We start from the raw sequence: 24,808 nt of genomic DNA on the forward strand, positions 1-24,808 counted from the left end.
GCGGTCGGGCGGTCCCGGTGGGCGGGCGGCCCTGGCGGTCGGGCGGTCCCGATGGGCGGGCGGCCCTGGTGGTCGGGCGTCAGCGCAGGAGCACTTCGCGCGGGCCGTGGAACGGGGCCATCGAGAGGACCCGCCCCGGGGTCCGCAGGCCCTCCTCGGCGGTGAACAGGCCGCGCACCGCCGCGAACCGGACACCGGGGCCGCCGGTCAGACGGGCGACCCGGTCGTAGAGCGTGCGGACGTCGTCGGTCATCCCGTCGTCGCTGCCCGCGCCGGCCCCCCAGACGTCCCAGAGCAGCGTCTCGACCTTGTTGAGTGCCGCGAGGTCGAGCCGGACGCTGCCCGCGACGAACCACTCCCCCACCAGCGGGGCCCGCGGGTCGGGGAGGCCGAAGGACAGCGGGTCCGCCGCGCCGGTCCGGACGGCCCGCCAGGCCGCGCCCGCGACCAGGAAGCGGTCCCGGGGCACGTCCATCGGGTCGAGGTCGACACCGAGGGCCTCGGCGATCGCCGGGTCGGCGAGTTCGGCGTCGGCGAGCAGCCAGCCGCGGTCGGCGTCCCAGTACTCGGTGACCACGTGGTCGACGTGGAAGCCGTCCGGGCCGAGGTAGTCGGCGAAGCCGATCCGCAGGCGGGCGGGGGTGCCGGTGTGGCGGAGGAACGAGCAGTGCAGCAGGGCGAAGTCGCGGCAGACGCCGACGAACCGGTCGCCGGGGGCGCGGGCCCCGGTCAGCGGGGAGGCGTCGCGGGCGAGGACGATCCGGAGGATGTCGTCCGAGTAGCGGGTCTCGGCGTCGTCGTGGAGGCGGTCCGGCGGGATGTCGTGCCGGAAGTGCTCCCCCTCCAAGCGGTGGATCACCAGACCCCTGGCGATCGCGGCGAGTCCGGCCGGGTCGCGCGGCAGGCCGGCGTAGTGCGGGGCGAGCGGGCCGGGGTCGGAGAAGGGGCTCTGGCTCGCGTAGAACGCGGCCTCACCGGACGCGAGCCGGGCGGCCGCAACGGGGGCGGGCGCAGCGCCGACGGATCCGGGGTGGGTGGGCGGCTCCTGGGCGTCCGGCCCGCGCGCCGCGCCGGGTGGGTTCGGCGGATCCGGCGAGGCGTGCGACACGGCTGGTACCCCCTGGCGGTGCGAGCGGCGGCGGAGCGGACCCCGCCCACCGTGCCAAAATTCGCCCGCCCCCGTCCAGGCCGGCCGCCGACCGACCGCCGCCGCCCGGGCACCGCTGCACCGCCGCACAGGAAGTCGGCCCGGTCGACTTCCTGTGCGGCGGGCGGCGCTCCGACCCGGGTTCAGCCGAGGGAGCGGCGGGCCGTTTCGAGGAGCGGGGCGAGGTCGGGGGTCGCGGTGGCGGCCTCGTCGAGGGCGGTGGTGAGCGTCTCCTCGTAGGTGCCGAGGGCCTCGCGGTGGCGGTCGCGGCCGGCGTCGGTGAGGACGGTGTAGACACCGCGCTTGTCATCGGGACAGAGGTCCCGGTAGGTGAAGTCGGCGGCGTTGAGGCGGGCGACCAGGCGGGTGACGGAGCTCTGGTTGAGGCCGAGCCCGGCGGCGAGGTCCTGCATCCGCAGTTCGCTCCTGGGCGCCTCGGCGAGCAGGCCGAGGGCGCGGTACTCGGAGAGGCCGAGGCCGTGCCGGCGCTGGAGCGCAGTGGCGAGGCGGCCTTCGACCTGGGCGTGCAGGGCCGTGATCCGGCCCCACATGCGGGCGTCGGCGGGGGCGTGGGGGCCGTCGGCGGCCGGGGCGGGGGCGTGCTCCGGGGTGGCTCGGCCGGGTCGGGTGGGCATCGGGCGCTCCTGTCCGGACGGTCGGACCGTCAGGTCGGGCGGGGTGGGTTGACACGATGTTACTTGTACATGCATGCTTTTGCCCAGCGCGATCTACTTGCACATACATGCAAACACCATGACCCCGGGGGGCTCTTCCCATGGCCTGGATCCACCTGCTCATCGCCTCGGTCTTCGAGGTGGTCTTCGCCCTCGGCACCAACGCCACCGACGGCTTCACCGAACTGGGCCCGTCCCTCCTCACGGCGGCGGCCGCGGCCGGCGGGATCTTCTTCCTCAGCCTCGCCCTCAAGACCCTCGACGTCGGCGTCGGCTACACCGTCTGGACCGGGATCGGCTCGGTCGGGACGGTCGTCCTCGGCACCCTGATCTTCGACGAGGAGATGAACGCGGGGAAGGCCGTCGCCTTCGTGCTCATCATCGGCGGCGTCCTGGGCCTCAAGCTCGCCGACCGGCCGGCCGGAGCCGACAGCACCGCACCGGCCGCACAGCAGCCCGCCGCACCGGCCCCGACCCCGGTCCCGGCGGCCACCGCCGGCCCCGCGACCACCGCCTGACGGCCGCCCCCGCCCGCATCCGCACCCACGATCCCGCACCCACAAGAGAGAGTTGAACCGTCATGGCCTGGGTCTTCCTCGCGATCGCCGTCGTCTTCGAGATCGTCTTCGCCCTCGGTACCAACGCCACCAAGGGCTTCACCAAGCTCTGGCCCTCCGTCCTCACCCTGGCCGCCGCCGCGGGAGGCATCTACACGCTGAGCCTCGCGCTCCGCACCCTCGACGTCAGCGTCGGCTACACGATCTGGACGGGGCTGGGCTCGATCGGCACGGTCGTCCTCGGCGCCCTGATCTACAAGGAGCGGATCACACTCCCCAAGCTGGTCTCCTTCGCCTCGATCATCGCCGGCGCGGTCACCCTGAAGCTGGCGTCAGGGCTCTGACCCCGCACCGGATTTCACCCGATCGTGGAATCGTCCGCCCGATCCGGATCGGCAAGACTGGCCGTCCCCGACCGATCCCCGAGGGAGGCGGCGATGGACGCCGAGGACGAGCCGCTGGCCGAGTGGTACGCGAGGCGGGCGCGCCGACGCCGGGCGCCCGGCACGCGCGACACGATCACCCTGGCGCCGGGGCCGCGGCGCGGGGCGCACGTGTTCCAGGACGTACCGCGGCTGGTCGTCGAGTGGGACGGCTTCGCCTGGCAGCCGGTCGCGGTGGCGGAGAGCTACGCGGAGGCGTACCCGCTGATCGTCCGGCCCGAGGAGGCGGCCGGACCCGCCACCGTCCTCCCGCAGGCGGACACTCCGGTGCCGCTGCTGCGCAAGGGCACCGGCCGCCACCGGAAGCCGGACCGGTGACGAGCGGGCCGCCACCCCCACCGGGCCTCGACCCCGCCCCACCACAGGGGAGTCGGGCGGCTTCGAGGACGACCGCGGGGGCCGGCCCGCCCTCCGACCGGCGGCCCGCAGGCCCCGGCCGGCGGCAGGATCTCCTGCCGCCGGCCGCTCCGTCCGCGGTACCGGCCGAGCCGCAGCAGCGCTACCGCCCGTCGGCCGCCCGGGCGGTGTGGACGGTGACGGCGGTGAGGTAGAAGGCGTCCGGGCGGGCCAGGATGCCGGTGGGGGCCTCCGGGTCGAGCAGGACGTCGAGGGTCGCACGGTCCTCGGCGTCCAGCTGCTCCGCCAACTGGTCGCGCCGGCGCGAGAGGTTGACGTGCAGGTACTCGCGCGCCGGACGGTCCAGCGGGGCCGGGCGGTCGGTGAGGAAGGTGCGCGTCCCGCTCGGGACGAGCCCGGCCTCCGCCAGCATCGCCGGCCAGTCCTCCACCGCGGCGACCGTACCGGGCAGTTCGGCGCGCATCCTGCTGAAGGTGTCCTCGTTGGCGGCGTCCAGCCGGGCCTGGAGGCCGGGGCGTCCGGTCCCGAGGTCACGGGGGAGGAAGCGCGGCGGCAGGCCGCGTTCGGCCACGGCCAGCAGGCCGCCCGGGCGCAGCGATCCGGCCAGGGCCGTCAACGCGGCCTGCTGGTCGCCCAGGTGGTGGATCGCGTTGGCGGACCAGATGAGGTCCGCGGTGCCGAGCGCGGCGAAGTCGTCCGGCAGGTCGGCCCGCCGGGTGGCGACGCGGCCGGCCGACCGCTTCCGGGCGCGGTCCAGCAGGGCTTCGGACTGGTCGACGGCGACCACCTCGGCGGCCGGGAAGGCGTCCGCGAGCAGTCCGGCGATCACGCCGGGGCCGCTGCCGACGTCGAGCACCCGGCCGACGGCGGCGCCGTCCAGCAGCCCGCGCAGCCAGTGCGCGGCCTCGGTGACGGCAGGGGCCTGGAGTTCGGCCTCGTGCTCCAGGTGGGCGGCGAGGGCGTCCCAGTCGAAGTCCGTTCCGGGGCCCTGGTGGTGGCCGTGACCGTGAGCGTGGGCGTGGCCGTGGCCGTTGCCGTGCTGGTGTCCGGGGGCCTGCGGGGAGTGGTCGTGCGGCATGGCGTACTCCGTTCGGTCGGGGGTGGGCTTCACCGCGGCACGGCGGTGGCTACGGCGGTGGCGGTGGCAACGGCGTGGACGGGGTCGGTGGCGGTGGCGGTGGCCGCGGCGAGCGCCTGCTCGACGTCCTCGTCCACCAGGTCGTGGTTGAGCGCGAAGGCGGCCGCCGCCCCGGCCCCGGCGGCGGTGACCACCTGGGCGCGCGGGTCGGCGACGTTGCCCACCGCCCAGACGCCGGGAACGCTGGTACGGCCCGCGCCGTCGGTGGTGACCCAGCCCTGCGCGTCCCGTTCGCAGGCGAGGCCGAACAGCAGCGCGTCCCTGGGCACCATGTGCGGGAAGACGAAGACCGCCTCGCGGGGCACCGCCCGGCCGTCGGCGAGTTCGACACCGCGCAGCCGGTCGTCCTCGACGACCACCCGCTTGACCGGGCCCTCGACGACGCGCACGCCCCGGGCGGCGAGCCGGGCCCGGGCGGCGTCGGACGGCTCCAGGGTGTGCGCGAAGAACACCACGTCCGCCGACCACTGGCGGACCAGCAGCGCCTGGTGCACCGCGCCCGGGTGGGTCCCCAGGACGCCGAGCGGCCGGTCGCGGACCTCGTAGCCGTGGCAGTACGGGCAGTGCAGCACGTCGCGGCCCCACCGCTCGGCGAGGCCGGGCAGTTCCGGCAGTCCGTCGCGCAGACCGGTGGCGACCACCACCCGGCGGGCCCGCAGCACGGGGCCGCCGGCCAGGTGGACGTGGAACCCGGGAGCACCGGGGCCGGGGAGGTCGGCGCCGGGGACGGCGGGGCCGGGGACTTGCGAGCCGGGCCCGGCGTCCGGGACGGGCTCGATGTGGTCCACCCGCGCGTCGATCAGGTCGCCCCCGTAACCCGCGACCTCCTCGCGGCCGACCGCCAGCAGTGCGGCCGGGGACATGCCGTCCCGGGAGAGGAAGCCCCGCATGTGCGCGGCGGGGGCGTTGCGCGGCTGGCCGGCGTCCACCACGGCGACCCGGCGACGGGCCCTGGTGAGCACCAGCGCCGCGTTCAGCCCGGCGGCGCCCGCGCCGACCACCACCACGTCGTAGCCGTCGGGGGTCCGGCCCTCGGAGCCGGGTTGGATCTGCTTGTCGCCCACGGCGATCACCTCCACCGCCAGGCTGCGCGACCGGTGCTCCCCGGGCAACTTTCGTTGCGGTTTCGGCAACACCCGCAGGGCCGCCCGGCCGCGCACCGCTCAGCCCGTACGCCGCCCCGCCCGTACGCCACGGCCGCACCGCTCAGCCCGTACGCCGCCAGTACGAGCGGGCGGCCACCGCCAGCGCCACCCCGTAGACCGCGAACGCGCCGAGGCCGATCCAGCAGACCAGCAGGGCGTCCCCCGACGTCGGGAAGTCGCCGCGCCGGATCCCGACCACGCCCGCCGTCACGAGGGCCGCGTACCCGACGCCGACCACGCCGTACGGCGCGAGCGTGCCCGCACCCAGCAGCGCGGGGGTGAGCGGCAGCCAGCGGGGGACCCGACGACCGCTCAGCGGCAGGGTCCAGCGCGGGAAAACCTGCCCCCAGGGGCGGACCAGGCCCCAGAGCAGGAAGACGCCGAGGGCCGCCAGCAGCGCGGTCGCGTCCAGCCCCCAGGACTCCAGGGTGAGCCAGAGCCCGGAGGCGCCGTTGCGTTCGGCGGCGGCGCGCATCTCGGCACCGCTCACCCCGGCGAAGGTGCCGCCGAACGCCCAGGTCAGCTTCATCCCGACGTACGGGAGGAACGCCACCGTCCCTGCCCAGGCGGCCAGTTGGACCGTCGGCGGGGCCTCCGAGGGAGCCGCCGGAGGAGCGTCCGGCGAACCCGCCGGGACCGCCGCCGCGGCCCTCGCCGTCCCCGCCAGCAGCCCTGCGCCGAGCGCCGAGAGCGCGTGCTGCACCGCACCCGGCACACTGTCCACGCCCTGCCCGAAGAGCAGCGTGATCACGTCCATCAGCAGGCTGAACGCCCCTGCCCCGGCCAGCCCGCAGAGCGTCCAGAGCACCGGACGCAGTGCCGGGCGCGGCCCGGACCGCGCCACCGCGGCACCGGCCGCCGCGGAGGCCAGACCGACCGCCGCCACCGCCCACCCCACCCAGGACGCACCGAACAGCGCCGTCCCGCCGACCGCGCAGCCCACGCCGAACGCCGCGTACGCGACGCCCCACCCGGCCGCGCCCCGCCCGTCGGTCACCCAACCCGCCGGCCCCGGCCTCCGCCGCGCCGGCGTCCGCCCGGCCGCCCACCCGCTCGTCGTCGTCATGCCCTCACGCTCGCACCGGGCGCCCGGGCCGGTCCTCCCCCGCTCGGACGAAGCCGCTCCCCCGCCGGGGGGAGCCGGGCCACCGGGCCTGGTCACCGAGCCCGACCACCGGGCCAGCCACCGGGCCCGACCACCGCGAGCGGTCCCGCTCGAAGCCGCCCCGCCCCTTGCCTTGGAGCGCACTCCAGGTCGTAGCGTCGACACCGGCGACTCCGCAGGAACCGGCGCCGACCAACCTGACCACGCACCACCACCCACACCACCAGGGGGATTCGCACCATGCGCTACCGCATCCTCGGCGGCACCGGCATCGAGGTCAGTACCTACTGCCTCGGCACGATGATGTTCGGCGCGGTCGGCAACCCCGACCACGACGACTGCGCCCGGATCATCCACACCGCCCTCGACTCGGGCATCAACTTCGTCGACACCGCCGACATGTACTCCGGCGGCGAGTCCGAGGAGATCGTGGGCAAGGCCCTGCAGGCCCGGGGCGACCGCGACGACGTCGTGCTCGCCACCAAGGTGCACTTCCCGATGGGCGAGGGCCGCAACCGGGGCGGCAACTCCCGGCGGTGGATCGTCCGGGAGGTCGAGGAGAGCCTGCGCCGGCTGCGCACCGACCGGATCGACCTCTACCAGGTGCACCGGCCCGACCACGGCACGGACATCGAGGAGACCCTCTCCGTGCTCGGCGACCTCGTCCGGGCCGGCAAGATCCGCGCCTTCGGCTGCTCGACCTTCCCCGCCGAGGAGATCGTCGAGGCCCACCACGTCGCCGAACGGCGCGGCCTGGCGCGCTTCCGCACCGAGCAGCCGCCGTACTCGCTGCTCGCCCGCGGTGTCGAGCGGGACGTCCTGCCGACCGTGCGGCGGCTCGGCATGGGCGCGCTGACCTGGTCCCCGCTCGCCTCCGGCTTCCTGACCGGCCGCTACCGCAAGGGCCGGCCGATCGACATGGGCAGCGGCCGCGCCGCCCTCACCCCGGCCCGGTTCGACCCGGCGCTGCCGGTCAACGCGGCCAAGCTGGAGGTCGTCGAGGAGCTCACGGCCCTGGCCGAGGACCTCGGCCGCACGCTGCCCGAACTGGCCCTCGCCTTCCCGCTCGCGCACCCTGCGGTCACCTCGGTGATCATCGGCCCGCGCACCCTCGGCCAGCTGGAGTCGGCCCTCAAGGGCGCCGACCTGGTGCTCGACGACGCGGCCCTCGACCGGATCGACGCCGTCGTCGCGCCGGGCACCAACGTCTACCACCCGGACGGCGTCTGGCAGCCGCCCGCCCTCACCGACCCCGCCCTCCGCCGCCGCCCCGCCGCCGACCGCCCCGCCGCCGGCTGACCGGCCGCCGGTTGACCGGGCACGACAACGCCGTATCGCAATGCATTACGCCGCGACACAATCAATGCATGAAGACCATCACGCAGCGTAACTCGCCGCCCGGTCCAAGGCCGTGCTCGACGACGTCGAAGCCGGCGAGGTCTACCACATCACCCGCAACGGCACCGAGATCGCCGAGGTCCGCCCGCTCACCTCCCGCCGCCGGTTCGTCCCGATCGAGGAGCTCCAGCGGAAGTGGAGCACGGCGCCGGCGGTCGATGCGGCGGAGGTGCGCGCGGAAGCCGACGCCTTCTACGGTGACGAGGACCGCGTCGACGGCGACGACCCCTGGGAGCGCTCGTGACCGAGCGCCGTCCACGCGGTCTGCCGGACACCTGCGTGGTCATCGATCTGCCACAGCTCGGCCCGGAACGGCTGCCGGTGGAGGCCGCCGTCTCGGCCATCGTCCTGGCCGAGCCGGCCCAAGGCATGGCCATGGCCAAGGACCCGGTGCAGATGCTCGCCCGAGCCCAGCGCCTCGCCGACGCCGAGGCCGAGTTCGCCGCCATCCCCTTCGACCGGGAGGCAGCGCGGCGCTTCGGCACCCTGGTCGCGCTCACGATCCAAGCCAGGCGTGCCCCCCGGCCCCGCCGGATGGACCTGATGATCGCCGCGACGACCGCTGCCGCCGGCCACCCCCTCTTCACCCGCCATGCCGCGGACTTCGTCGGCCTGGAGCAGGGGGTCGAGGTGATCGAGGTCTGAGGCCGGACCGGGCCCTGCCCAGCCGGGCTCCTACCGCCGGAGCAGGTCGATCACGCCGGTCAGGTCCTCCGCGCCGTTCCGCACGTCCTGGCCCAGGCGCCGCTCCATCAGGTCGAAGAAGGGCGCCAGCAGCTCCGGGCTGACGCCCTGCTCCTCCGCGGTGCGCAGGAACGTCGGAACCCCGGCCGTCTGCATGGCGAGGTTCGACACGACGCCCAGGGTGTAGTCGCCGGCCTCCAGTTGCTCGGCGGTGGTCGCCACCGAGCGGGTCATCGCGGTGAGCCAGGAGGTGAGCATCGGGGCGAGGCTGCCCGGGGCGACGGACTCGGAGCGGGCCAGCGCGAAGGCGTGCGCGACCCCGGCGAACATGCCGTACATCGCGCTCAGCAGCGCCACGTCGTGCAGGGCGGCGAACCCCGGGTCCTCACCGACCCAGGTGGTGCCGGCCGGGGCCGCCAGGGTCTCCCGGTGCTCCTCGAACAGCTCGGGCGAACCGCTGTAGAAGACGTACGGGCCGACCGCCGGGACGCCGATCATCGGCGGGACGGCCATGATCCCGCCGTCCAGGTACCGGGCGCCGCGGCCGGCGGCCCAGGCGGCCCGGGCGCGGGCCTGGCCGGGGGTGCCGGTGACCAGGTTGACGACGTCCTTGCCGGTCAGGTCGGCGCCGGCCAGCGTCTCCTCGACCGAGGCGTCGTCCAGCAGGCAGACCACCACCAGCCGGTTCGCGGCGACCGCCCCGGCCGCGGTGGCCGCGACGGCGGCGCCCCGGGCGGCGAACGGTTCGGCGCGGGCCGCGGTGCGGTTCCAGACGGTCAGCGGGTGCCCGGCGGCGAGCCAGGCGTCGGCCAGCGCGGCGCCCATCGCGCCGAGGCCGAGCAGGGTGACGGGGGTCTTCGAGGCGGTGTCGACCGCGTTCTCTGTCATGCCCGCCAGGCTCGCCGCCCGCCGCCGGAACGATCAAGTACGCACTTCGGAGTGGGTGGTTACCCTGAGGTGAGCGAACAGGTCGGAGAGGTGGGGGCATGGCGACCGTACCGAGGCCCGGCGCGTACGTCTGCGGGATCGACGCCGCGATGGACGTGATCGGCGGCAAGTGGAAGGTCCTGATCCTCTGGGCGCTGGCCGAGCGTCCGGGCTGCCGGTTCGGCGAGCTGCGCCGGCTGGTCCCGGGGATCACCGAGAAGGTGCTCGCCGCCCACCTGCGCGAGCTGGAGGCGGACGGCGTCGTGCACCGCGAGGCGTACGACGAGGTGCCGCCGCGGGTCGAGTACTCGCTCACGGCGGTCGGGGCACGGCTCAACGAGGCGCTGGCCCCGCTGGGCGCCTGGGGGCGCGAACACGTGCTGGGCGGCGAACCGCACCCCGCACCGGGCCGGCTGACCGCCTGAAGCCCGACGGCCCGCCCGCCCCGGACCGTCCCCGGACCGTCCCCGGACGCCCGGACCGTCGCCGAGCGCCCCGAGCGCCCTGAACGCCCGGGCCGTCCCAGCCGTCCCGGACCGCCTCAGGCGATCGACGCCGACACGATCGCGGCCACCGCGAGGTTGCAGCTGGCCGTCACCCAGACCGCCGGGTGCGGCTCCGGGTCGACCAGGATCGCGCCGAGCTTGCCCGGCGTCAGGACGTCCACCACCCAGAACGCGACGGCCATCAGCACCAGGCCGAGCACGCCGAAGCAGGCGGTGGAGGCCAGGCCCTTCCCGAAGTCCTCGTAGGTGTAGAGGATCGCGGTGAAGACGATGCCGCCGATGCCGAGCAGCGCCGAGCTGAGCAGCACGGCGGCGTTGCGGTTGCGCTCCACCCAGATCTGCCGGCCGAGCTTGCCCGGCGTCAGCAGGTCCACCAGGACGATGCCGAGCAGCAGCAGCACCACGCCGACGCCGCCGAAAGCGGCGGCCGCGCCGAGACCGTGCAGGATGTCGTTCATGGGTGTCTGCCCCCGGTTCCACGTACGTCACGGGGCCGGCCGACGTCCGACGCGGCCCCACGGTCAAGGATCGGCAAAAGATAACCCATCGGGCCCGGCCGTGGCCGGGTAACGGGGTCCCCTCCCGTACCATCCGGCACCGCGCGTACCATCGGGCGCCATGACGCAGCCGTTGCCAGCCGCCCCCTCCCCGAGACCGGACGCGCCCGCCCGGATTCCGGACGCAGCGACCCCCGACGCCGCGACCCCGGGCACCGCGACCCCGGGAACCGCCCCGACGCCCACCGCCGCCGAACCGGCCGGCCGGCGCCGCTCGGGCTTCGTCACCCTCGGCATGGTCGGCACCCTCGCACTGGCCCTGTCCGGCTGCTCGTCCTCCTCCGGGAGCAACCCGCCGAGCCGCTGCGTCGACCCCGGCACCCTCAAGGTGCTGGACCGTCATTCCTGCACCAGCGGGACCGGCGCGGCCACCGCCGGCCGCTGGTACTACTGCGGTTCCGGCTCCGCCACGGCCCTCGGCGGCACCTTCGACAAGGCCGCGACCAAGCGCGGCGGCTTCGGCTGCCCGTCCGGCTCCAGCGGCTCGGGCGGGGGCTGATCCGCCGTGCGCCGCCGCACCATCACCCCGCGCCCGGACTGGCTGGCCACCGTGGAGGGCCAGGGCCTGATCTACGCCATGTGCTCCGACCCGTGCAACCAGGGCGGCCCGCACGCCTACTGGGACGAGTCCGCGTACTACGAGTTCTCACTGCCCGAGGTGGAGGCGCTGGAGGAGGTCGTCGAGGAACTGCACGAGCTGTGCCTGGCCGCCGCCGACCACGTGGTCCGCACCGGCCGGTTCGCCGACTACGGCATCACCGACCCCCGGCTGGCCGACGCGGTCGCCGAGTCCTGGCGCCGGCGCGACGAACAGCCCGCCGTCTACGGGCGGTTCGACCTCGCGTACGACGGCGCCGGGCCGGCGAAGCTCTTCGAGTACAACGCCGACACCCCGACCTCGCTGATCGAGGCGGCCGGCCCGCAGTGGTTCTGGATGGAGGAGCGGTTCCCGGGCGCCGACCAGTGGAACTCGCTGCACGAGCGGCTGGTCGCCTCCTGGGCCCGGCAGAAGCACCTGCTGCCGCCCGGCCCGGTGCACTTCGCGCACTCGCGCGGCGACACCGAGGGCGAGGACTGGATGACCACCCTCTACCTCCAGGAGTGCGCCGAGCAGGCCGGCATCGAGACCGTCGGCATCGCCATGGAGGACATCGGGTGGGACCCGCTCTCCGGCCGCTTCGTCGACCTGGAGCACCGCTTCGTCCGGGCCGCCTTCAAGCTCTACCCGTGGGAGTGGCTGGCCTCCGACGAGTTCGGCACGCAGCTGCTGGACGTCATCGACCACGGGGGCTCCACCGGCTCCACGCTGTGGATCGAGCCGGCCTGGAAGATGCTGCTCTCCAACAAGGCGCTGCTGGCCGTGCTCTGGGAGCTGTTCCCGGGCCACCCCAACCTGCTGCCCGCCTACCTGGACGGCCCGCGCGAACTCGCCGACCCCGACGGGCCCGGCTACGCGGCCAAGCCGCTGCTCGGCCGCGAGGGCGCCGGCGTGCGGATCGTCGAACCGGGCGGCCGCGAGACCCGCCTCGCCGAGTGGGCCGGCGACCCGGACCGCTACGGCGCGGAGGGCCACTGCTACCAGCAGCTCCACCCGCTGCCCGACTTCGACGGCAACCGCCCGGTGCTCGGCACCTGGGTGGTGGACGGCGAGTCCGCGGGCCTCGGCATCCGGGAGACCGACGACAGCCCCATCACCCACCAGGGCGCCCGCTTCCTCCCGCACCTCATCACCTGACCACCCCGCCCCGCCCCGGCCCCGCGCCCCCGCCCCACCGCGACCGCCCTGGGCCGCTGCCTCGGCACCATCCCACTCCCGGGTGAGAACCGGCGTGATCGGGGCCCCGCCCTCCCCGAAGTTGATAAGTTCAATTGGCCGTTCCGGTCATGTATCAACTCCGGGGAGGAGCAACGGTGGCCGGACGAGGCAGGCCCAGCCGCAGCACCGTCTACAACCGGCTCAGCGGCGCGCTGGCCGAGCTGAACGAGCGCTTCGGCGGCCTCCCCAGCCCCAGGGAGGCCCGGGAGGTCTGGGACGACATCTGGCACGAGGAGGCGCACCACTCCACCGCCCTGGAGGGCAACACGCTGGTGCTCCGCGAGGTCCAGGCGCTCCTGGACCAAGGCCGGGCCGTCGGGGCGAAGCCGCTCAGCGAGTACAACGAGGTCCAGGGCTACGCCGATGCCGCGCGCTGGGTCTACGGCCAGGCGCTGGAACCGGACTCGTGGCACGACGGCCGCCTCGTCACCCTCGGCGAGATCCGCCACGTCCACCACGTGGCCATGACCCCCGTCTGGAACGTCTCCCCTCATCCGGACGCCGGGGACCGCGAGGCCCCCGGCAACTTCCGGGAGCACGACATCGCCCCCTTCGCCGAAGGGATGACACCGCCGCCCTGGCCGCTGGTCCCGGCCCAGGCCGAGCAGTGGGTCGCCGACGTCTGCGCCCTCGGCCGACGGATCGAGACGAACGAGGACCTCGGACGCCCTCTTCCGGAGGAACTGGCCCGGATCCACAACCGGTTCGAGTACATCCACCCGTTCCTCGACGGAAACGGCCGCACCGGCCGACTCGTCATGAACCTCGTCCTCGTACGGCTCGGATTCCCGCCGATCATCATCTTCAAGCGCCAGCGGGACGCGTACCTGACCGCACTGCGCAGGGCCGACGCGGGCGACTGCGGATCCCTCGGCGAGCTCATCGCTCGGGCGATGGAGGACAACCTCAACCGGTTCATCGTCCCCAACGTGGCCGGTCCCGCCCGCATGCTCCCGCTCGCCGCGCTCGTCGATGCCGAGCTCTCCCTGGCGGCCCTCCGGCAGGCGGCGCAGCGCGGCCGTCTGAACGCCGTGCAGGGAGCGGACGGGGTCTGGCGCTCGTCGCGGAAGTCGGTCGACGCCTACAAGGCGGCCAAGCACCGGCGCAGGCCGCGTTCCACGCCGTGAAGCCCCGTCCGGAATGCGGGGCGGGGTGGTGCTGTTTCATTGGCTCATGGCATCTCGTGCACGTGTACGCGCCCCCGAGCTGGTCGGGGCAGGCGGTTGGCTGAACACCGGCGGCAAGGACCTCACCCTCGCCGACTTCCGGGGCAAGATCACCATCCTGGACTTCTGGACGTTCTGCTGCATCAACTGTCTGCACGTCCTCGACGAACTGCGTGAGCTGGAGGAGAAGCACCGCGACACCGTGGTGATCGTCGGCGTGCACTCCCCCAAGTTCGTGCACGAGGCCGACCACCAGGCCGTGGTCGACGCCGTCGCCCGCTACGAGGTGCACCACCCGGTGCTGGACGACCCGGCGCTCGCCACCTGGAAGCAGTACGCGGTGCGGGCCTGGCCGACGCTGGTGGTGATCGACCCCGAGGGCTACGTGGTCGCCCAGCACGCCGGCGAGGGGCACGCGCACGCCATCGCCCGGCTGGTCGAGGAGCTGGAGGCGGAGCACGCGGCCAAGGGCACGCTGCGGCGCGGCGACGGCCCGTACGTGGCACCCGAGCCGGCGGCCGGGGACCTCAGGTTCCCCGGCAAGGCGATCCGGCTGCCGAACGGCAACTTCCTGGTGGCGGACTCCGGCCACCACTCGCTGGTCGAGCTGGAGGCGGACGGCGAGACCGTGGTGCGCCGGATCGGCGACGGCGTGCGCGGCCTGGTGGACGGGACCGCTCCCCGGTTCAGCGAGCCGCAGGGGCTCGCGCTGCTCCCGGCCGGCTCCGCGTACGACGTGGTGGTGGCGGACACCGTCAACCACGCGCTGCGCGGCGTCCGGCTCGCCGACGGCGCGGTGACCACGCTGGCCGGTACCGGGAAGCAGTGGTGGCAGGGGTCCGCGACCGAGGGCCCGGCCCGCGGGGTGGACCTCTCCTCGCCGTGGGACGTCGCCTGGTTCGACGGCAAGGTGTGGATCGCGATGGCCGGCGTGCACCAGCTCTGGGCGTACGACCCGGACGCCGGCACGGTCGGCGTCGCGGCGGGCACCACCAACGAGGGCCTGGTCGACGGGCCGGCCGCCGAGGCCTGGTTCGCCCAGCCGTCCGGCCTGGCCGTCTCGGCGGACGGCGAGCGGCTCTGGGTCGCCGACTCGGAGACCTCGGCACTGCGCTGGGTTTCACGTGAAACCAAGGCCGTGCGGTCGGCCGTCGGCACCGGCCTGTTCGACTTCGGGCACCGGGACGGCGAGGCCGGGCAGGCGCTGCTCCAGCACCCGCTGGGCGTCACCGTGCTGCCGGACGGCTCGGTGGCCGTCAGCGACACCTACAACCACGCGCTGCGCCGCTTCGACCCGGCGAGCGGCGAGGTCACCACGCTCGCCACCGACCTGCGCGAGCCGTCCGGCGCCGTGCTGGTCGACGGCGACATCGTGGTGGTCGAGTCGGCCCGGCACCGGCTGACCAGGCTGCGGCTGCCCGAGGAGGCCGTCCGGGTGGACGCGGTGGCCCACCGCACCCAGCGGGCCGCCACCGAGGTCGCGCCGGGCGCGTTCCGGCTGGACGTGGTCTTCTCGGCGCCCAGCGGCCAGAAGCTGGACGAGCGGTACGGCCCGTCCACCCGGCTGCTGGTCAGCGCCACCCCGCCCGAGCTGCTGCTCTCCGGCGCGGGGGCGGACACCGCGCTCTCCCGTGAGCTGGTCCTCTCCGACCGGGTGGCCGAGGGCGTGCTGCACGTGTCGGCGATGGCCGCGTCCTGCGACGACGACCCGGAGATCGAGTACCCGGCCTGCCACGTCCACCAGCAGGACTGGGGCGTGCCGGTGAAGCTCGCCGCCGGCGGCGAGCGCCGGCTGCCGCTGGTGCTGGCGGGCCTGGAGCAGGCAGCGGAGCAGGCGGCGGAGTAGGCGGCGGAGTAGGCACCGCCCCGGTACGACGGAGGGGCCCGGCGGATTCCGCCGGGCCCCTCCGTCGTACCGGTCGCTCACACGGCCGTGCTCAGCCCTCCAGGAAGGCCTTGATCGCGCCGGCCAGCAGGTACGGGTCGTCCGCCCCGCAGAGCTCGCGCGCCGAGTGCATCGAGAGCGCCGCGATGCCGCAGTCCACGGTCTGGATCCCGAGCCGGGCCGCCGTGATGGGGCCGATCGTCGTACCGCAGGGCATGGCGTTGTTGGAGACGAAGGTCTGCCACGGCACGCCGGCCTTCTCGCAGGCCGCCGTGAAGACCGCCCGGCCGACGCCGTCCGTCGCGTACCGGTTGTTGACGTTGACCTTCAGGATCGGACCGGCGTTCGGCATCGGGTGGTGGCCCGGCTCGTGCCGCTCGCTGTAGTTCGGGTGGACGGCGTGCCCCATGTCGGAGGAGAGGCAGATGGTGCCGGCCAGCGCCCGGGCGCGCTCCTCCACGCCGCCGCCGCGCGCGTACACGGTGCGCTCCAGCACGTTGCCGAGCAGCGGGCTCTGCGCGCCGGTGTCCGACTCGCTGCCGGTCTCCTCGTGGTCGAAGGCGGCCAGCACCGGGATGTAGGGCAGCCGGACGCCGCCCGTCTCGGCCGCGGTGGCGACGGCGGCCAGTGCGGCGGTGGCGGCGTGGACCGAGAGCAGGTTGTCCAGTCGCGGGCCCGCCAGCAGCTCGCGGTCGCGCCCGAGGTAGGAGGCGGGCTGCACGTCGTGGGTCATGAGGTCCCAGCCGGCCACCTCGGCCGCCTCGACCCCGGCCCGCTGGGCGACGTACTCGATCAGCGAACCCTCGTCGACCGGGCCGAGGCCCCAGATCGGGGTGAGGTGGCGCTGCTTGTCCAGCTTCATGCCCTCGTTGACCTGCCGGTCCAGGTGGATCGCCAGCTGCGGCACGCGCAGCAGCGGCTCGTCCAGCTGGACCAGCCGCTTGCTGCCGTCGCGCAGGGTGAGCCGGCCGGAGAGGCCGAGGTCCCGGTCGAGCCAGGTGTTGAGCGGCACCCCGCCGTAGATCTCCACCGCGACCTGGCGCCAGCCGGCCGTGCCCGTGTCGGGGATCGGCTTGACCCTCAGGTTCGGTGAGTCGGTATGGGTGCCCACCACGCGGAACGGTGTCTCCGGGCCCGCGCCGTGCGGCACGTACCAGGCGATCAGCGCGCCGCCGCGGACGACGTAGCGGCCGCCGGTCGTCGCGTCCCAGGCGTCCGTTTCCAGGACCTGCCGGAAGCCCGCTTTCTCCAGTCGCTCGGCGGCGCTCGCGACCGCGTGGTAGGGCGACGGCGAGGTTCCGAGAAAGGCGATCAGATCATCGGTGTGCGTCCGGTCGAAGAAGGCCTGGCGGGCGGCGGTCGACATGCTGCTCCTGGGTCGAGGGAGGGCCGAAGCCGAAATGGGGGATCGGCTTCGCACCTTGAGCATATGCCCGTACACGGACATGACACTCGGAGCAGCCCAACGGATGCAGAACGCAGACGCAACCGTGAACTGACGGCAGGACGGGAGTCCGCCCGGGCGCGTGCTGCCGCCCACGGCAGCGGGGTACCTGCCCTGGTGGCGCCGCGTCAGGCCACCGTCCGTGCCCTCTCCGGAGTCCCGTCCGGGCGATCGGGCGATCAAGTGGTCGGATGGTCGGGCGATCGGGGAAGCGGGGGTCGGATGCTCAGACGATCGAGCAGCCGAGCGCCAGGCGGTCAGGCGATCGGGCGATCGGGCGATCGGGCGATCGGGCGCCGGACGGCCGGGTGCCCCCGACGGGTCCGCCCGGCCACGCCCGGCCACAACCGGCCACGGCCCGACTCGCCCCCGCCCCCGCCCGGGTACGCCGAAGGGCCCGGGGTGCACCGGGCCCTTCGGCGTGAGGGTTGGGTCAGGCGGTCAGTGGGGGCGGCGTCAGAACGCCTCCTCCGCGAGCTCCATGATCTCGTTGTCGATGCCCTCGGCGATCAGGCGCTGCGGGGCGACGGTCGGCAGGATGTTCTTGGCGAAGAAGCGGGCCGCCGCGACCTTGCCCTGGTAGAAGGGGACGTCCTTCTCCGAGGCGCCGGCCTCCAGCTTGGCCAGGGCCACCGCGGCCTGGCGGAGCAGCAGCCAGCCGACCACGACGTCGCCGGAGACCATCAGCAGGCGGGTGGTGTTGAGGCCCACCTTGTACATGTTCTTGACGTCCTGCTCGACCGAGGAGAGGTCGGCGAGGAGCTTGCCGATGATGGCCTCCAGGTCGCCGGCGGCCTTGGCGAGCAGCTCGCGCTCGGCGGCCAGGGCGTCGCCGCCCGCGGCGGAGGCGAGGAACTTCTGGATCTGCTCGGACAGGGCGGTGAGCGCCTGGCCGCCGTCCTTGACGATCTTGCGGAAGAAGAAGTCCTGGCCCTGGATGGCCGTGGTGCCCTCGTAGAGGGTGTCGATCTTGGCGTCCCGGATGTACTGCTCGATCGGGTACTCCTGCAGGTAGCCGGAGCCGCCGAAGGTCTGCAGGGACTGGGCGAGCTGCTCGTAGGACTTCTCCGAGCCGTAGCCCTTGACGATCGGGAGGAGCAGGTCGTTGAGGCGCTCGGCGGCCTCGTCGTGCTCGCCGCGCAGGCGGGCGGCGGCCATGTCGTCCTGGGTCGACGCGGTGAACAGGACCAGGGCGCGCATGCCCTCGGCGTACGCCTTCTGGGTCAGCAGCGAGCGGCGCACGTCGGGGTGGTGGGTGATGGTGACGCGCGGGGCGGTCTTGTCCAGGAACTGCGAGATGTCCGCGCCCTGCACGCGCTCCTTGGCGTACTCCAGGGCGTTCAGGTAGCCGGTGGAGAGGGTGGCGATGGCCTTCGTGCCGACCATCATGCGCGCGAACTCGATGATCTTGAACATCTGGCGGATGCCGTCGACGGTCTCGCCGAGCAGCCAGCCCTTGGCCGGGTGCTTGGCGCCGAAGGTCATCTCGCAGGTGTTGGAGGCCTTGAGGCCCATCTTGTGCTCGACGTTGGTGGCGTAGACGCCGTTGCGCTCGCCGAGCTCGCCGGTCTCCCAGTCGAAGTCGAACTTGGGGACGATGAAGAGGCCCAGGCCCTTGGTGCCCGGCTTACCGCCCTCGGGGCGGGCCAGCACCATGTGGATGATGTTCTCGGACATGTCGTGCTCGCCCGAGGTGATGAAGCGCTTCACGCCCTCGATGTGCCAGGAGCCGTCCTCCTGCTTGATCGCCTTGGTGCGGCCGGCGCCCACGTCGGAGCCCGCGTCGGGCTCGGTGAGGACCATGGTGGAGCCCCAGAGGCGGTCGGTCATCCGCTTGGCGACCTCCAGCTGCTCCGGGGTGCCCTCCTCGGCGATGACGCCGGCGAAGGCCGGGCCGGAGGAGTACATCCAGATGGCCGGGTTCGAGCCGAGGATCTGCTCGGCGAACGCCCAGATCAGCGAGTTCGGGGTGACCTGGCCGCCGATCGACTCCGGGATGCCCAGGCGCCACCACTCGGCGTCCATGAAGGTCTGGTAGCTCTTCTTGAACGCGGCCGGGATCGGCGCGGTGCTGGTCTCCGGGTCGAAGACGGGGGGGTTGCGGTCGGTGTCGGTGAAGGACGCGGCGAGGTCGTTCTCGGCGAGGCGTGCGATCTCGCTCAGGATGTTCTTCGCGGTCTCGACGTCCATGTCCGCGAACGGTCCGGTGCCGTACACCTGCTCGCGACCGAACACCTCGAAGAGGTTGAACTCCACGTCCCGCAGGTTGGACTTGTAGTGACCCATGGCCGTTTTCTCCGGTTCGTCGCTTCCGGGAGACCGCCGCGTTCGGGCGCCCCGTACCCACCAGTACGCTTCATGATGCTACCCAGCGGTAACTTGTTTCAAGCCCTCGCCGGTGAAACCTCGGCGGAATCCGCTATGAACGTGGTCACGTCCCACAAGCCGGGGCGACCACTCCTTGTCAGGATCGGCGCCAGCACGGGTGGCCGCGCTCCCGATAGCCTGTCCGTGTGTACGGCTATGACCAGAACGCATACCCGGGCGATCCCTACCAGCAGGCGGGGCCGCAGCCGGGCATGAACGGCATGCCCGGCCCCGGCCCGTACGGCGAGCAGCCGCCGGGCGCACAGCAGTCCCTGTACCCGGAACCGTCCCCGCCCTCGCTGGCGGACGCCGTCCGGGCCTTCACCACGGGCTCGATGGCGGTGGAGGACTTCCAGGCCATCTTCATCACCTCCAAGGTGCACTGTCCGCGCGGTGAGCGCCCCGGCTTCCTGGCGCTGCACAACACGCCGACGCCGGTGATCCCGATGTTCAGCTCACTGAAGGAGCTGCGCCGGTACGCCGGCAAGGACTCCAAGCACTTCACCGTCACCGGCGCCGAGGTCCTGGACCTGCTGCCGACGGGGTACGGCTTCGCGCTGGACATGGAGGGCGAGCACCGGATGGTGTTCGACGCCAAGGCGGTCGAGCAGATGGTCGACTTCACCATGCGCCGCATGTACGGCTAGCCCAGGATGAAGGGGAGCCCCGCGGCTCCGCCGCGACCAAGTGGTTCAAAATTCAACTTGCTTCTTGTTGAGGATTGAACTAATCTCGTGGACGTAGGCCAGAGGAGAACCCCGAAGGAGGCCGACATGCCCGCCGTGACCGTCGACAACCCGTTGATCCTCCCGCGCGTCGCCACCCCCGACCCCGCCGTCGCCGGCGCCCGGCCGGTGCTCACGGTGGTCACCGCCCCCGAGGGCTTCGAGGGCGAGGGCTTCCCGGTCCGCCGCGCCTTCGCGAAGATCAACACCAAGTACCTCGACCCGTTCATCATGATGGACCAGATGGGAGAGGTGGAGTACGCCGCCGGGGAGCCGAAGGGCACCCCGTGGCACCCGCACCGCGGCTTCGAGACGGTCACCTACCTGATCGACGGCGAGTTCATCCACAAGGACTCGCACGGCGGCGGCGGCCACCTCGGCGGCGGCGACACCCAGTGGATGACGGCCGGCTCCGGCATCCTGCACATCGAGACCCCGCCCGAGTCCCTGGTGCTGTCCGGCGGCCTGTTCCACGGCATCCAGCTCTGGGTCAACCTCCCGGCGTCCGACAAGATGACCGCCCCCCGGTACCAGGACATCCACGGCGGCCACGTCAAGCTGCTCTCCACCCCGGACGGCGGCGCGATCCTCCGGCTGATCGCCGGCGAGCTGGACGGCCACCAGGGCCCGGGCGCCACCCACACCCCGATCACCCTGCTGCACGCCACCATCACCCCGGGCGCGCAGATCACCATCCCGTGGCGGCCGGACTTCAACGCGCTCGCCTACGTCCTCAACGGCGACGGCAAGGTCGGCGCCGAGGGGCGGCCGATCCGCACCGGGCAGGCGGCGGTGTTCGGCGACGGTGACACCCTCACCATCTCCGCCGACCCCGTCCAGGACTCGCGGCACCCCAACCTGGACGTGATCCTCCTGGGCGGGCAGCCGATCCGCGAGCCGGTCGCCTGGTACGGGCCGTTCGTGATGAACAGCCACCGCGAACTGGAGCAGGCCATGCGGGACTTCCAGTCCGGCTCGTTCGGCCACCCGATCGACTGAGCCGACCGGCCGGGGGACCGGGCCGGACGCGGCCGGGCGGCACCGACCCGCCCGGCCGCGTCCGGCCCGGACACCCCGCAACGACGACGCCCCGGCCCCCCGCGCCCGCTGCTACAGCAGGGCGTAGAGGGCCGAGGCGTCGTCGTGCGCCTTGCCCCGCGGCCAGCGCTCGCAGGCGGCGTCCGCCCGCTCCACCGCCCGCACCTGGGCGATCAGCTCGGCCGGCCCCGACTCGGCCAGCAGCCGCAGCGCGTCGCCCCAGCTCCCCAGGCCGAAGCGCTCGGTGAAGCGCGAGGCGCCGTCGCTCAGGGCCGCCACCGCGCGCAGCGCGGTCAGCGGGACGAATCCGGTCTCGGCGTGCGCGGCCGCCTTCGGGCTGGCGGCCGCGATCCACGGGCCGTTGCCCGAGTTCCGGGCGGCCCGGACGGCCAGCACGTACTCCAGGTAGAGCGCGGCGCGCTCCGCCGAGCCGGGCACCGTCGACCAGACCTGTCGGCGCAGCTCCTCGCCGCCCGGGAAGCGCTGGTTGTCGCCGATCACCCGCGGCGGACCGTCCTTCGGCTCCAGCACCAGCAGCGAGTCGCCGAGCACCAGGTACTCCAGCGCGCCCCCGTGCCGCCGGGCCGCGACCACCATCGCGGCGGGCGTGTTGGGGTGGGCGAGGTCGCACCGGCCGCCGTGCAGCGCGGCCGTCTCCGCGATGGCGTCGGCCAGGCACTCGGCGATCGAGCGGTCGGCGCGGTCGGTGAGCCGGGCCAGCAGATGCACCCCCAGCCTGCGGACGTACCAGGGGGTGCCGTGGCGGCACCCGGACTCCAGGCCGGTCGGCGAGCTCGAACCGTCGAGCAGGACGAGCGCCTCCGATGTGGCGGCCGCGAAGTCCTCGCTCTCGCGGTCCGGCCGCCGTGCTTCCCCTGCGAGCTGTACCTGCATCCCGACAGTGTGGCCGCAGAGCGGGGCGTGCGCCCAGACCCGTGCGCGTGCCACGGCGTGCCGCCCGGTGGCAGCGGAGGAAATTCGGCCATACCGTCGGATAGCGAGTGGACAATTCGGCCATTCAGGGCCGATCGGGTTTGCGACCTCCTTCGGGGGGATCCCGCCCCCGGCGCTGACGACCGCAAGGACGAGGACGAGGAGCGACGGATGTTCTGGGAGTTCATCGTGCTGGTGGCCGCCTCGCTCGGCTTCCCGACCGCGGCACTGCTCTTCCTGATCGGCGGGCCGCGGTTCCCCGACGAGCAGCGCGACGGCCGGTAGGCCCCACGACGGCCGGCAGGCCACACGCCGGCCTGCGGGCCCGCGGCGGAGGCCGGGCCGGCCGGCGCCCGCCGCGCCGCTACCGGGCGGGCACCGCCCAGTGCGGGTCACGGCCGAGCAGGGCGAGCGTCCGGCCGAACGGCCCGGCGGCGGCCGCCGGCGACCGGCCGGCGGCGAAGGCACGGCCAGGCCCCCGGTCGGCCGGCGTGGCCGGGACGGCCTCGGCCACCGCCAGCAGCGCCCCCGCGAGCGCCGGCTCGGCCTCGACCGCGGCCGTGATCCCGGACGCGGAGGACGGGCCCAGGGCCGCCGCCACGTCCCAGGCGTGCACCAGCGTGTCCAGCAGGTGGAAACCGACCGCGAGGTCCAGCGGGAACGGGCCGCCGTCGCGGATCTCCGGCAGCCAGAGCCGGGGCCGCCCCGGGGTGTCCGCCGCGGCGGTGAACGCCGCCGTCAGCTCCGCGGCCGAGCGGCGGAAGGCTCCGGCCGGGTCGCCGTCGACGGGGACGTCCCGCCAGAGCGCCCGGTCCGGCCCGGCGCCGCGCGCCGCGGCGGCGAAGCCCCGGTGCTGGCCGATCACGTGCTCCATCAGCCGCCGGAGCGGCCAGTCGGCGCAGGGCGTCGGGAGCACCAGTTGCTCCGGCTGCACCGTGTCGACCACCCCGGCCGCCAACTCCAGGGAACGGGTGTGCAGTTCGACCAAGCTCATGCCGCGCCCACCTCCCGGGCGGACACCGCGGCGTGACCGGCGGCGGGAGCGTCACCCGGCGCGGAGGCGCGACCGGACCCGGTGGCCTGGGCATCCGCCGCCGCCTCGCGCCCGGCCGCCAGGAAGCCGATCGCGTTGTCGACCACGGCCGGCTCGGTGAGGATCCGGCGGTGGCCGAGCCCCCGGGTGGCCAGCAGATCCAGCCGGTCCCCGTAGGCGGCGGCGAGCCGGCGGGCGTGCCCGAACGGGACCACGTCGTCGCCCTCGTCGTGCGCCACCAGGATCGGCAGGGCGATCTCCTCGGGGCTGCGGGTCGCGTCGAAGTGGGCCGCCACGTCCGTCACCCCGGGGAACATCGCACCGCTCTCCACCCGGCGGCCCAACTCCCTCTCCACGGTGGAGTTCAGCCCCAGCCGGGCGCAGAACGCGGCAGGCAGGCCGGAGACCTCGGCGACCCCGGCGACGGCGACCAGCCGGCCGGCCCGGAGGCCGCCGCGCAGCGCCAGGAAGGCCGCGTTGACGCCGAGCGAGTGCGCGACCACCGCCTCGAAGGCGCCGTGGCGCTCCTGGAGCCGGAGGGCGATCTCGCGGTAGTCGAGCACGGTGGTGGCGCGTCCGCCCGAGTCTCCGTGCCCGGGGGCGTCGAAGGCGACCGGGGTGAGGCCGAGCGCGGCCAGCCGGGGGACGAAGCCGGCGAACCGGGAGGCCCGGGACTGCCAGCCGTGCAGCAGCAGGACCGGCCGGGCGCCGTCGCCCCAGCGGTAGACCACGACGCGCTCGCCGCGGAAGGTGAGCGACTCGGTGACGGCGCGGTCGTGCACCTCGCGCTCGCGGGTGCGGACCCGGCCGCGCCGGACGGGGTGGCGGTACAGCTCGAACGCGGCCCGCCCGGCGAGCCGCGGGGCGGCGAGCGAGGCGGCGTTCAAGGTGGTGCGGATCAGTGCGACGGCCGGGTCCATACGGATCTCCCTGTCGATGCCGAGGGGCAAGAGCCGAACTCGTCGAGATATTAGCACGACCGTTCGTGCTTTTTTTGATCCCCGGACCGCCCGCCCCCGCTACCCTGGCGGCACGGGAACCGGACGAGAGCTGAGGTGAACGGTGGCCGGATCGACCACGGACGGACGGGTCCTGCGCGGCGAGGAGACCAGGCGCACGGTACTGCGGCGCGCCGTCGAGATCTCCTCCGTCGAGGGGCTGGACGCGCTGTCGATCGGCCGGCTCGCCACCGACCTCGGACTCAGCAAGAGCGGAGTGTTCGCCGGTTTCGGCTCCAAGGAGGAGCTCCAGCTGGCCACGATCCGGGCCGCCCGCCGGATCTTCTCGGACGCGGTGCTCGAACCGGTCCGGCAGGACGCCCCCGGCCTCGGCAAGCTCCGGCGGCTCTGCGACTCCTGGCTGGCCTACTCACGGGCCCGGGTCTTCCCCGGCGGCTGCTTCTTCTACGAGGTCACCGCCGAGTTCGACGCCCGCCCGGGACCGCTGCGGGACGCCATCGCCGCCAGCTGGCGCGAGTGGCGCGCGACCGTCCTCGACCTGCTCGCGGAGGCCCGCGCCACCGGCGAACTCCGGGCCGGGGCCGACCTGGAGGACATCGCGTTCACCCTGATCGCCCTGCTGGAGAGCGCCAACGCGCAGGCGCTGCTCTTCGACGACAGCGCCCCGTACGACCGGGCCGCGCGCGCCGTCCTGCACCGGCTGCGGGCGGACGCCACCGACCCGGACTCGCCCGCCCTCGCCTGACGCCCCGGACCGAGCGGCACCCGGCCCACCCTGGCCCGGACCACCCTGCCCTGCCTGTT

26 protein-coding genes are annotated in these 24,808 nt (G+C 74.1%); 14 read left to right on the top strand and 12 right to left on the bottom strand.

All coding sequences use genetic code 11. The features are described from left to right. Window positions 1-79: 79 nt before the first annotated feature. Together AC067J_RS08680 and AC067J_RS08685 are read right to left on the bottom strand one after the other, a co-directional pair. Entirely contained in the window at window positions 80-1,108 is a 1,029-nt protein-coding gene (locus AC067J_RS08680; protein ID WP_478297160.1) for a transglutaminase-like domain-containing protein, read from the bottom strand. Between the two features lie 182 nt (window positions 1,109-1,290). Further along, the gene (locus AC067J_RS08685; RefSeq protein WP_478297161.1) at window positions 1,291-1,782 is read right to left on the bottom strand and encodes a MarR family winged helix-turn-helix transcriptional regulator; all 492 of its coding nucleotides are present in this window, start codon (window positions 1,780-1,782) and stop codon (window positions 1,291-1,293) included. 140 nt (window positions 1,783-1,922) lie between these two features. On the opposite strand from AC067J_RS08685, the gene AC067J_RS08690 reads away from it, so the two are divergent. The 3 genes from AC067J_RS08690 (at window position 1,923) to AC067J_RS08700 (ending at window position 3,139) form a co-directional block, all read left to right on the top strand. Next, the gene (locus AC067J_RS08690; RefSeq protein ID WP_478297162.1) at window positions 1,923-2,339 is read left to right on the top strand and encodes a DMT family transporter; all 417 of its coding nucleotides are present in this window, start codon (window positions 1,923-1,925) and stop codon (window positions 2,337-2,339) included. A gap of 62 nt (window positions 2,340-2,401) precedes the next feature. Further along, entirely contained in the window at window positions 2,402-2,722 is a 321-nt protein-coding gene (locus AC067J_RS08695) for a DMT family transporter (RefSeq protein WP_478297163.1), read from the top strand. 93 nt (window positions 2,723-2,815) lie between these two features. After that, on the top strand, window positions 2,816-3,139 hold the full coding sequence (locus tag AC067J_RS08700; protein WP_478297164.1) for a DUF6087 family protein: 324 nt from the start codon (window positions 2,816-2,818) through the stop codon (window positions 3,137-3,139). A 181-nt stretch (window positions 3,140-3,320) separates the two neighbouring features. On the opposite strand, the gene AC067J_RS08705 is transcribed toward AC067J_RS08700, so the two are convergent. The 3 genes from AC067J_RS08705 to AC067J_RS08715 all read right to left on the bottom strand — a co-directional run bounded on the left by AC067J_RS08705 (window position 3,321) and on the right by AC067J_RS08715 (window position 6,527). Further along, window positions 3,321-4,256: a class I SAM-dependent methyltransferase gene (locus AC067J_RS08705; RefSeq protein ID WP_478297165.1), complete on the bottom strand. Its 936-nt coding sequence runs from the start codon at window positions 4,254-4,256 to the stop codon at window positions 3,321-3,323. Window positions 4,257-4,285: 29 nt separating this feature from the next. Further along, complete coding sequence (locus AC067J_RS08710) at window positions 4,286-5,380, bottom strand: NAD(P)/FAD-dependent oxidoreductase (RefSeq protein ID WP_478297166.1); 1,095 nt, start codon at window positions 5,378-5,380, stop codon at window positions 4,286-4,288. A 142-nt stretch (window positions 5,381-5,522) separates the two neighbouring features. After that, window positions 5,523-6,527 carry a hypothetical protein gene (locus tag AC067J_RS08715; RefSeq protein ID WP_478297167.1) on the bottom strand — a complete coding sequence of 335 codons (1,005 nt, stop codon included), beginning with the start codon at window positions 6,525-6,527 and terminating at the stop codon, window positions 5,523-5,525. Between the two features lie 279 nt (window positions 6,528-6,806). Here AC067J_RS08715 and AC067J_RS08720 point away from each other — a divergent pair, with 279 nt between their 5' ends. From AC067J_RS08720 to AC067J_RS08730, 3 genes are all read left to right on the top strand, one after another. Continuing rightward, window positions 6,807-7,865, top strand: coding sequence for an aldo/keto reductase (locus AC067J_RS08720; protein WP_478297168.1), 1,059 nt, complete (start codon window positions 6,807-6,809; stop codon window positions 7,863-7,865). A 112-nt stretch (window positions 7,866-7,977) separates the two neighbouring features. Further along, a complete protein-coding gene (locus AC067J_RS08725) occupies window positions 7,978-8,208 on the top strand; it encodes a PhdYeFM domain-containing protein (protein WP_478297169.1) in 231 nt (76 codons plus the stop codon). After that, complete coding sequence (locus AC067J_RS08730; RefSeq protein ID WP_478297170.1) at window positions 8,205-8,609, top strand: PIN domain-containing protein; 405 nt, start codon at window positions 8,205-8,207, stop codon at window positions 8,607-8,609. Before AC067J_RS08725 ends, AC067J_RS08730 begins: the two co-directional genes overlap by 4 nt. A gap of 30 nt (window positions 8,610-8,639) precedes the next feature. Here AC067J_RS08730 and AC067J_RS08735 read toward each other — a convergent pair whose 3' ends face one another. Then, window positions 8,640-9,536 (bottom strand): imine reductase family protein, encoded by an 897-nt coding sequence (locus AC067J_RS08735; protein ID WP_478297171.1) that lies wholly within the window; start codon window positions 9,534-9,536, stop codon window positions 8,640-8,642. A gap of 98 nt (window positions 9,537-9,634) precedes the next feature. Here AC067J_RS08735 and AC067J_RS08740 point away from each other — a divergent pair, with 98 nt between their 5' ends. Further along, a complete protein-coding gene (locus tag AC067J_RS08740) occupies window positions 9,635-10,000 on the top strand; it encodes a winged helix-turn-helix transcriptional regulator (protein WP_478297172.1) in 366 nt (121 codons plus the stop codon). A 116-nt stretch (window positions 10,001-10,116) separates the two neighbouring features. Here the strand turns inward: AC067J_RS08740 and AC067J_RS08745 are convergent, their stop codons facing one another. Continuing rightward, complete coding sequence (locus AC067J_RS08745) at window positions 10,117-10,539, bottom strand: DUF350 domain-containing protein (protein WP_478297173.1); 423 nt, start codon at window positions 10,537-10,539, stop codon at window positions 10,117-10,119. A gap of 160 nt (window positions 10,540-10,699) precedes the next feature. Between AC067J_RS08745 and AC067J_RS08750 the strand changes: the two genes are divergently transcribed. From AC067J_RS08750 to AC067J_RS08765, 4 genes are all read left to right on the top strand, one after another. Then, window positions 10,700-11,137, top strand: a complete 438-nt coding sequence (locus AC067J_RS08750; protein WP_478297174.1) for a hypothetical protein — start codon at window positions 10,700-10,702, stop codon at window positions 11,135-11,137. A 6-nt stretch (window positions 11,138-11,143) separates the two neighbouring features. Next, window positions 11,144-12,373: a glutathionylspermidine synthase family protein gene (locus AC067J_RS08755; protein WP_478297175.1), complete on the top strand. Its 1,230-nt coding sequence runs from the start codon at window positions 11,144-11,146 to the stop codon at window positions 12,371-12,373. Between the two features lie 176 nt (window positions 12,374-12,549). Next, window positions 12,550-13,581, top strand: a complete 1,032-nt coding sequence (locus tag AC067J_RS08760) for a Fic family protein (RefSeq protein WP_478297176.1) — start codon at window positions 12,550-12,552, stop codon at window positions 13,579-13,581. A gap of 46 nt (window positions 13,582-13,627) precedes the next feature. Further along, on the top strand, window positions 13,628-15,466 hold the full coding sequence (locus AC067J_RS08765) for an NHL domain-containing thioredoxin family protein (protein ID WP_478297177.1): 1,839 nt from the start codon (window positions 13,628-13,630) through the stop codon (window positions 15,464-15,466). A gap of 91 nt (window positions 15,467-15,557) precedes the next feature. Here the strand turns inward: AC067J_RS08765 and AC067J_RS08770 are convergent, their stop codons facing one another. Further along, window positions 15,558-16,871 (bottom strand): M18 family aminopeptidase, encoded by a 1,314-nt coding sequence (locus AC067J_RS08770; RefSeq protein WP_478297178.1) that lies wholly within the window; start codon window positions 16,869-16,871, stop codon window positions 15,558-15,560. Window positions 16,872-17,405: 534 nt separating this feature from the next. Next, window positions 17,406-19,235, bottom strand: a complete 1,830-nt coding sequence (locus AC067J_RS08775) for an acyl-CoA dehydrogenase (RefSeq protein WP_478297179.1) — start codon at window positions 19,233-19,235, stop codon at window positions 17,406-17,408. 227 nt (window positions 19,236-19,462) lie between these two features. Between AC067J_RS08775 and AC067J_RS08780 the strand changes: the two genes are divergently transcribed. After that, window positions 19,463-19,963 (top strand): SseB family protein, encoded by a 501-nt coding sequence (locus AC067J_RS08780; protein ID WP_380354552.1) that lies wholly within the window; start codon window positions 19,463-19,465, stop codon window positions 19,961-19,963. Between the two features lie 126 nt (window positions 19,964-20,089). Then, a complete protein-coding gene (locus AC067J_RS08785; RefSeq protein WP_478297180.1) occupies window positions 20,090-21,040 on the top strand; it encodes a pirin family protein in 951 nt (316 codons plus the stop codon). A 111-nt stretch (window positions 21,041-21,151) separates the two neighbouring features. Here the strand turns inward: AC067J_RS08785 and AC067J_RS08790 are convergent, their stop codons facing one another. The 3 genes from AC067J_RS08790 to AC067J_RS08800 form a co-directional block, all read right to left on the bottom strand. Further along, the gene (locus AC067J_RS08790; protein ID WP_478297181.1) at window positions 21,152-21,973 is read right to left on the bottom strand and encodes an integrase; all 822 of its coding nucleotides are present in this window, start codon (window positions 21,971-21,973) and stop codon (window positions 21,152-21,154) included. A 403-nt stretch (window positions 21,974-22,376) separates the two neighbouring features. Beyond that, a complete protein-coding gene (locus AC067J_RS08795) occupies window positions 22,377-23,006 on the bottom strand; it encodes a TIGR03086 family metal-binding protein (protein WP_478297182.1) in 630 nt (209 codons plus the stop codon). Beyond that, window positions 23,003-23,965: an alpha/beta fold hydrolase gene (locus tag AC067J_RS08800; protein ID WP_478297183.1), complete on the bottom strand. Its 963-nt coding sequence runs from the start codon at window positions 23,963-23,965 to the stop codon at window positions 23,003-23,005. The genes AC067J_RS08795 and AC067J_RS08800 overlap by 4 nt, the downstream gene beginning before the upstream one ends. A 142-nt stretch (window positions 23,966-24,107) precedes the next feature. Here AC067J_RS08800 and AC067J_RS08805 point away from each other — a divergent pair, with 142 nt between their 5' ends. Then, window positions 24,108-24,749: a TetR family transcriptional regulator C-terminal domain-containing protein gene (locus tag AC067J_RS08805; protein WP_478297184.1), complete on the top strand. Its 642-nt coding sequence runs from the start codon at window positions 24,108-24,110 to the stop codon at window positions 24,747-24,749. The last annotated feature ends 59 nt before the right edge of the window (window positions 24,750-24,808 follow it).

The sequence above is a fragment of the Kitasatospora sp. NPDC042419 genome (assembly GCF_056437345.1).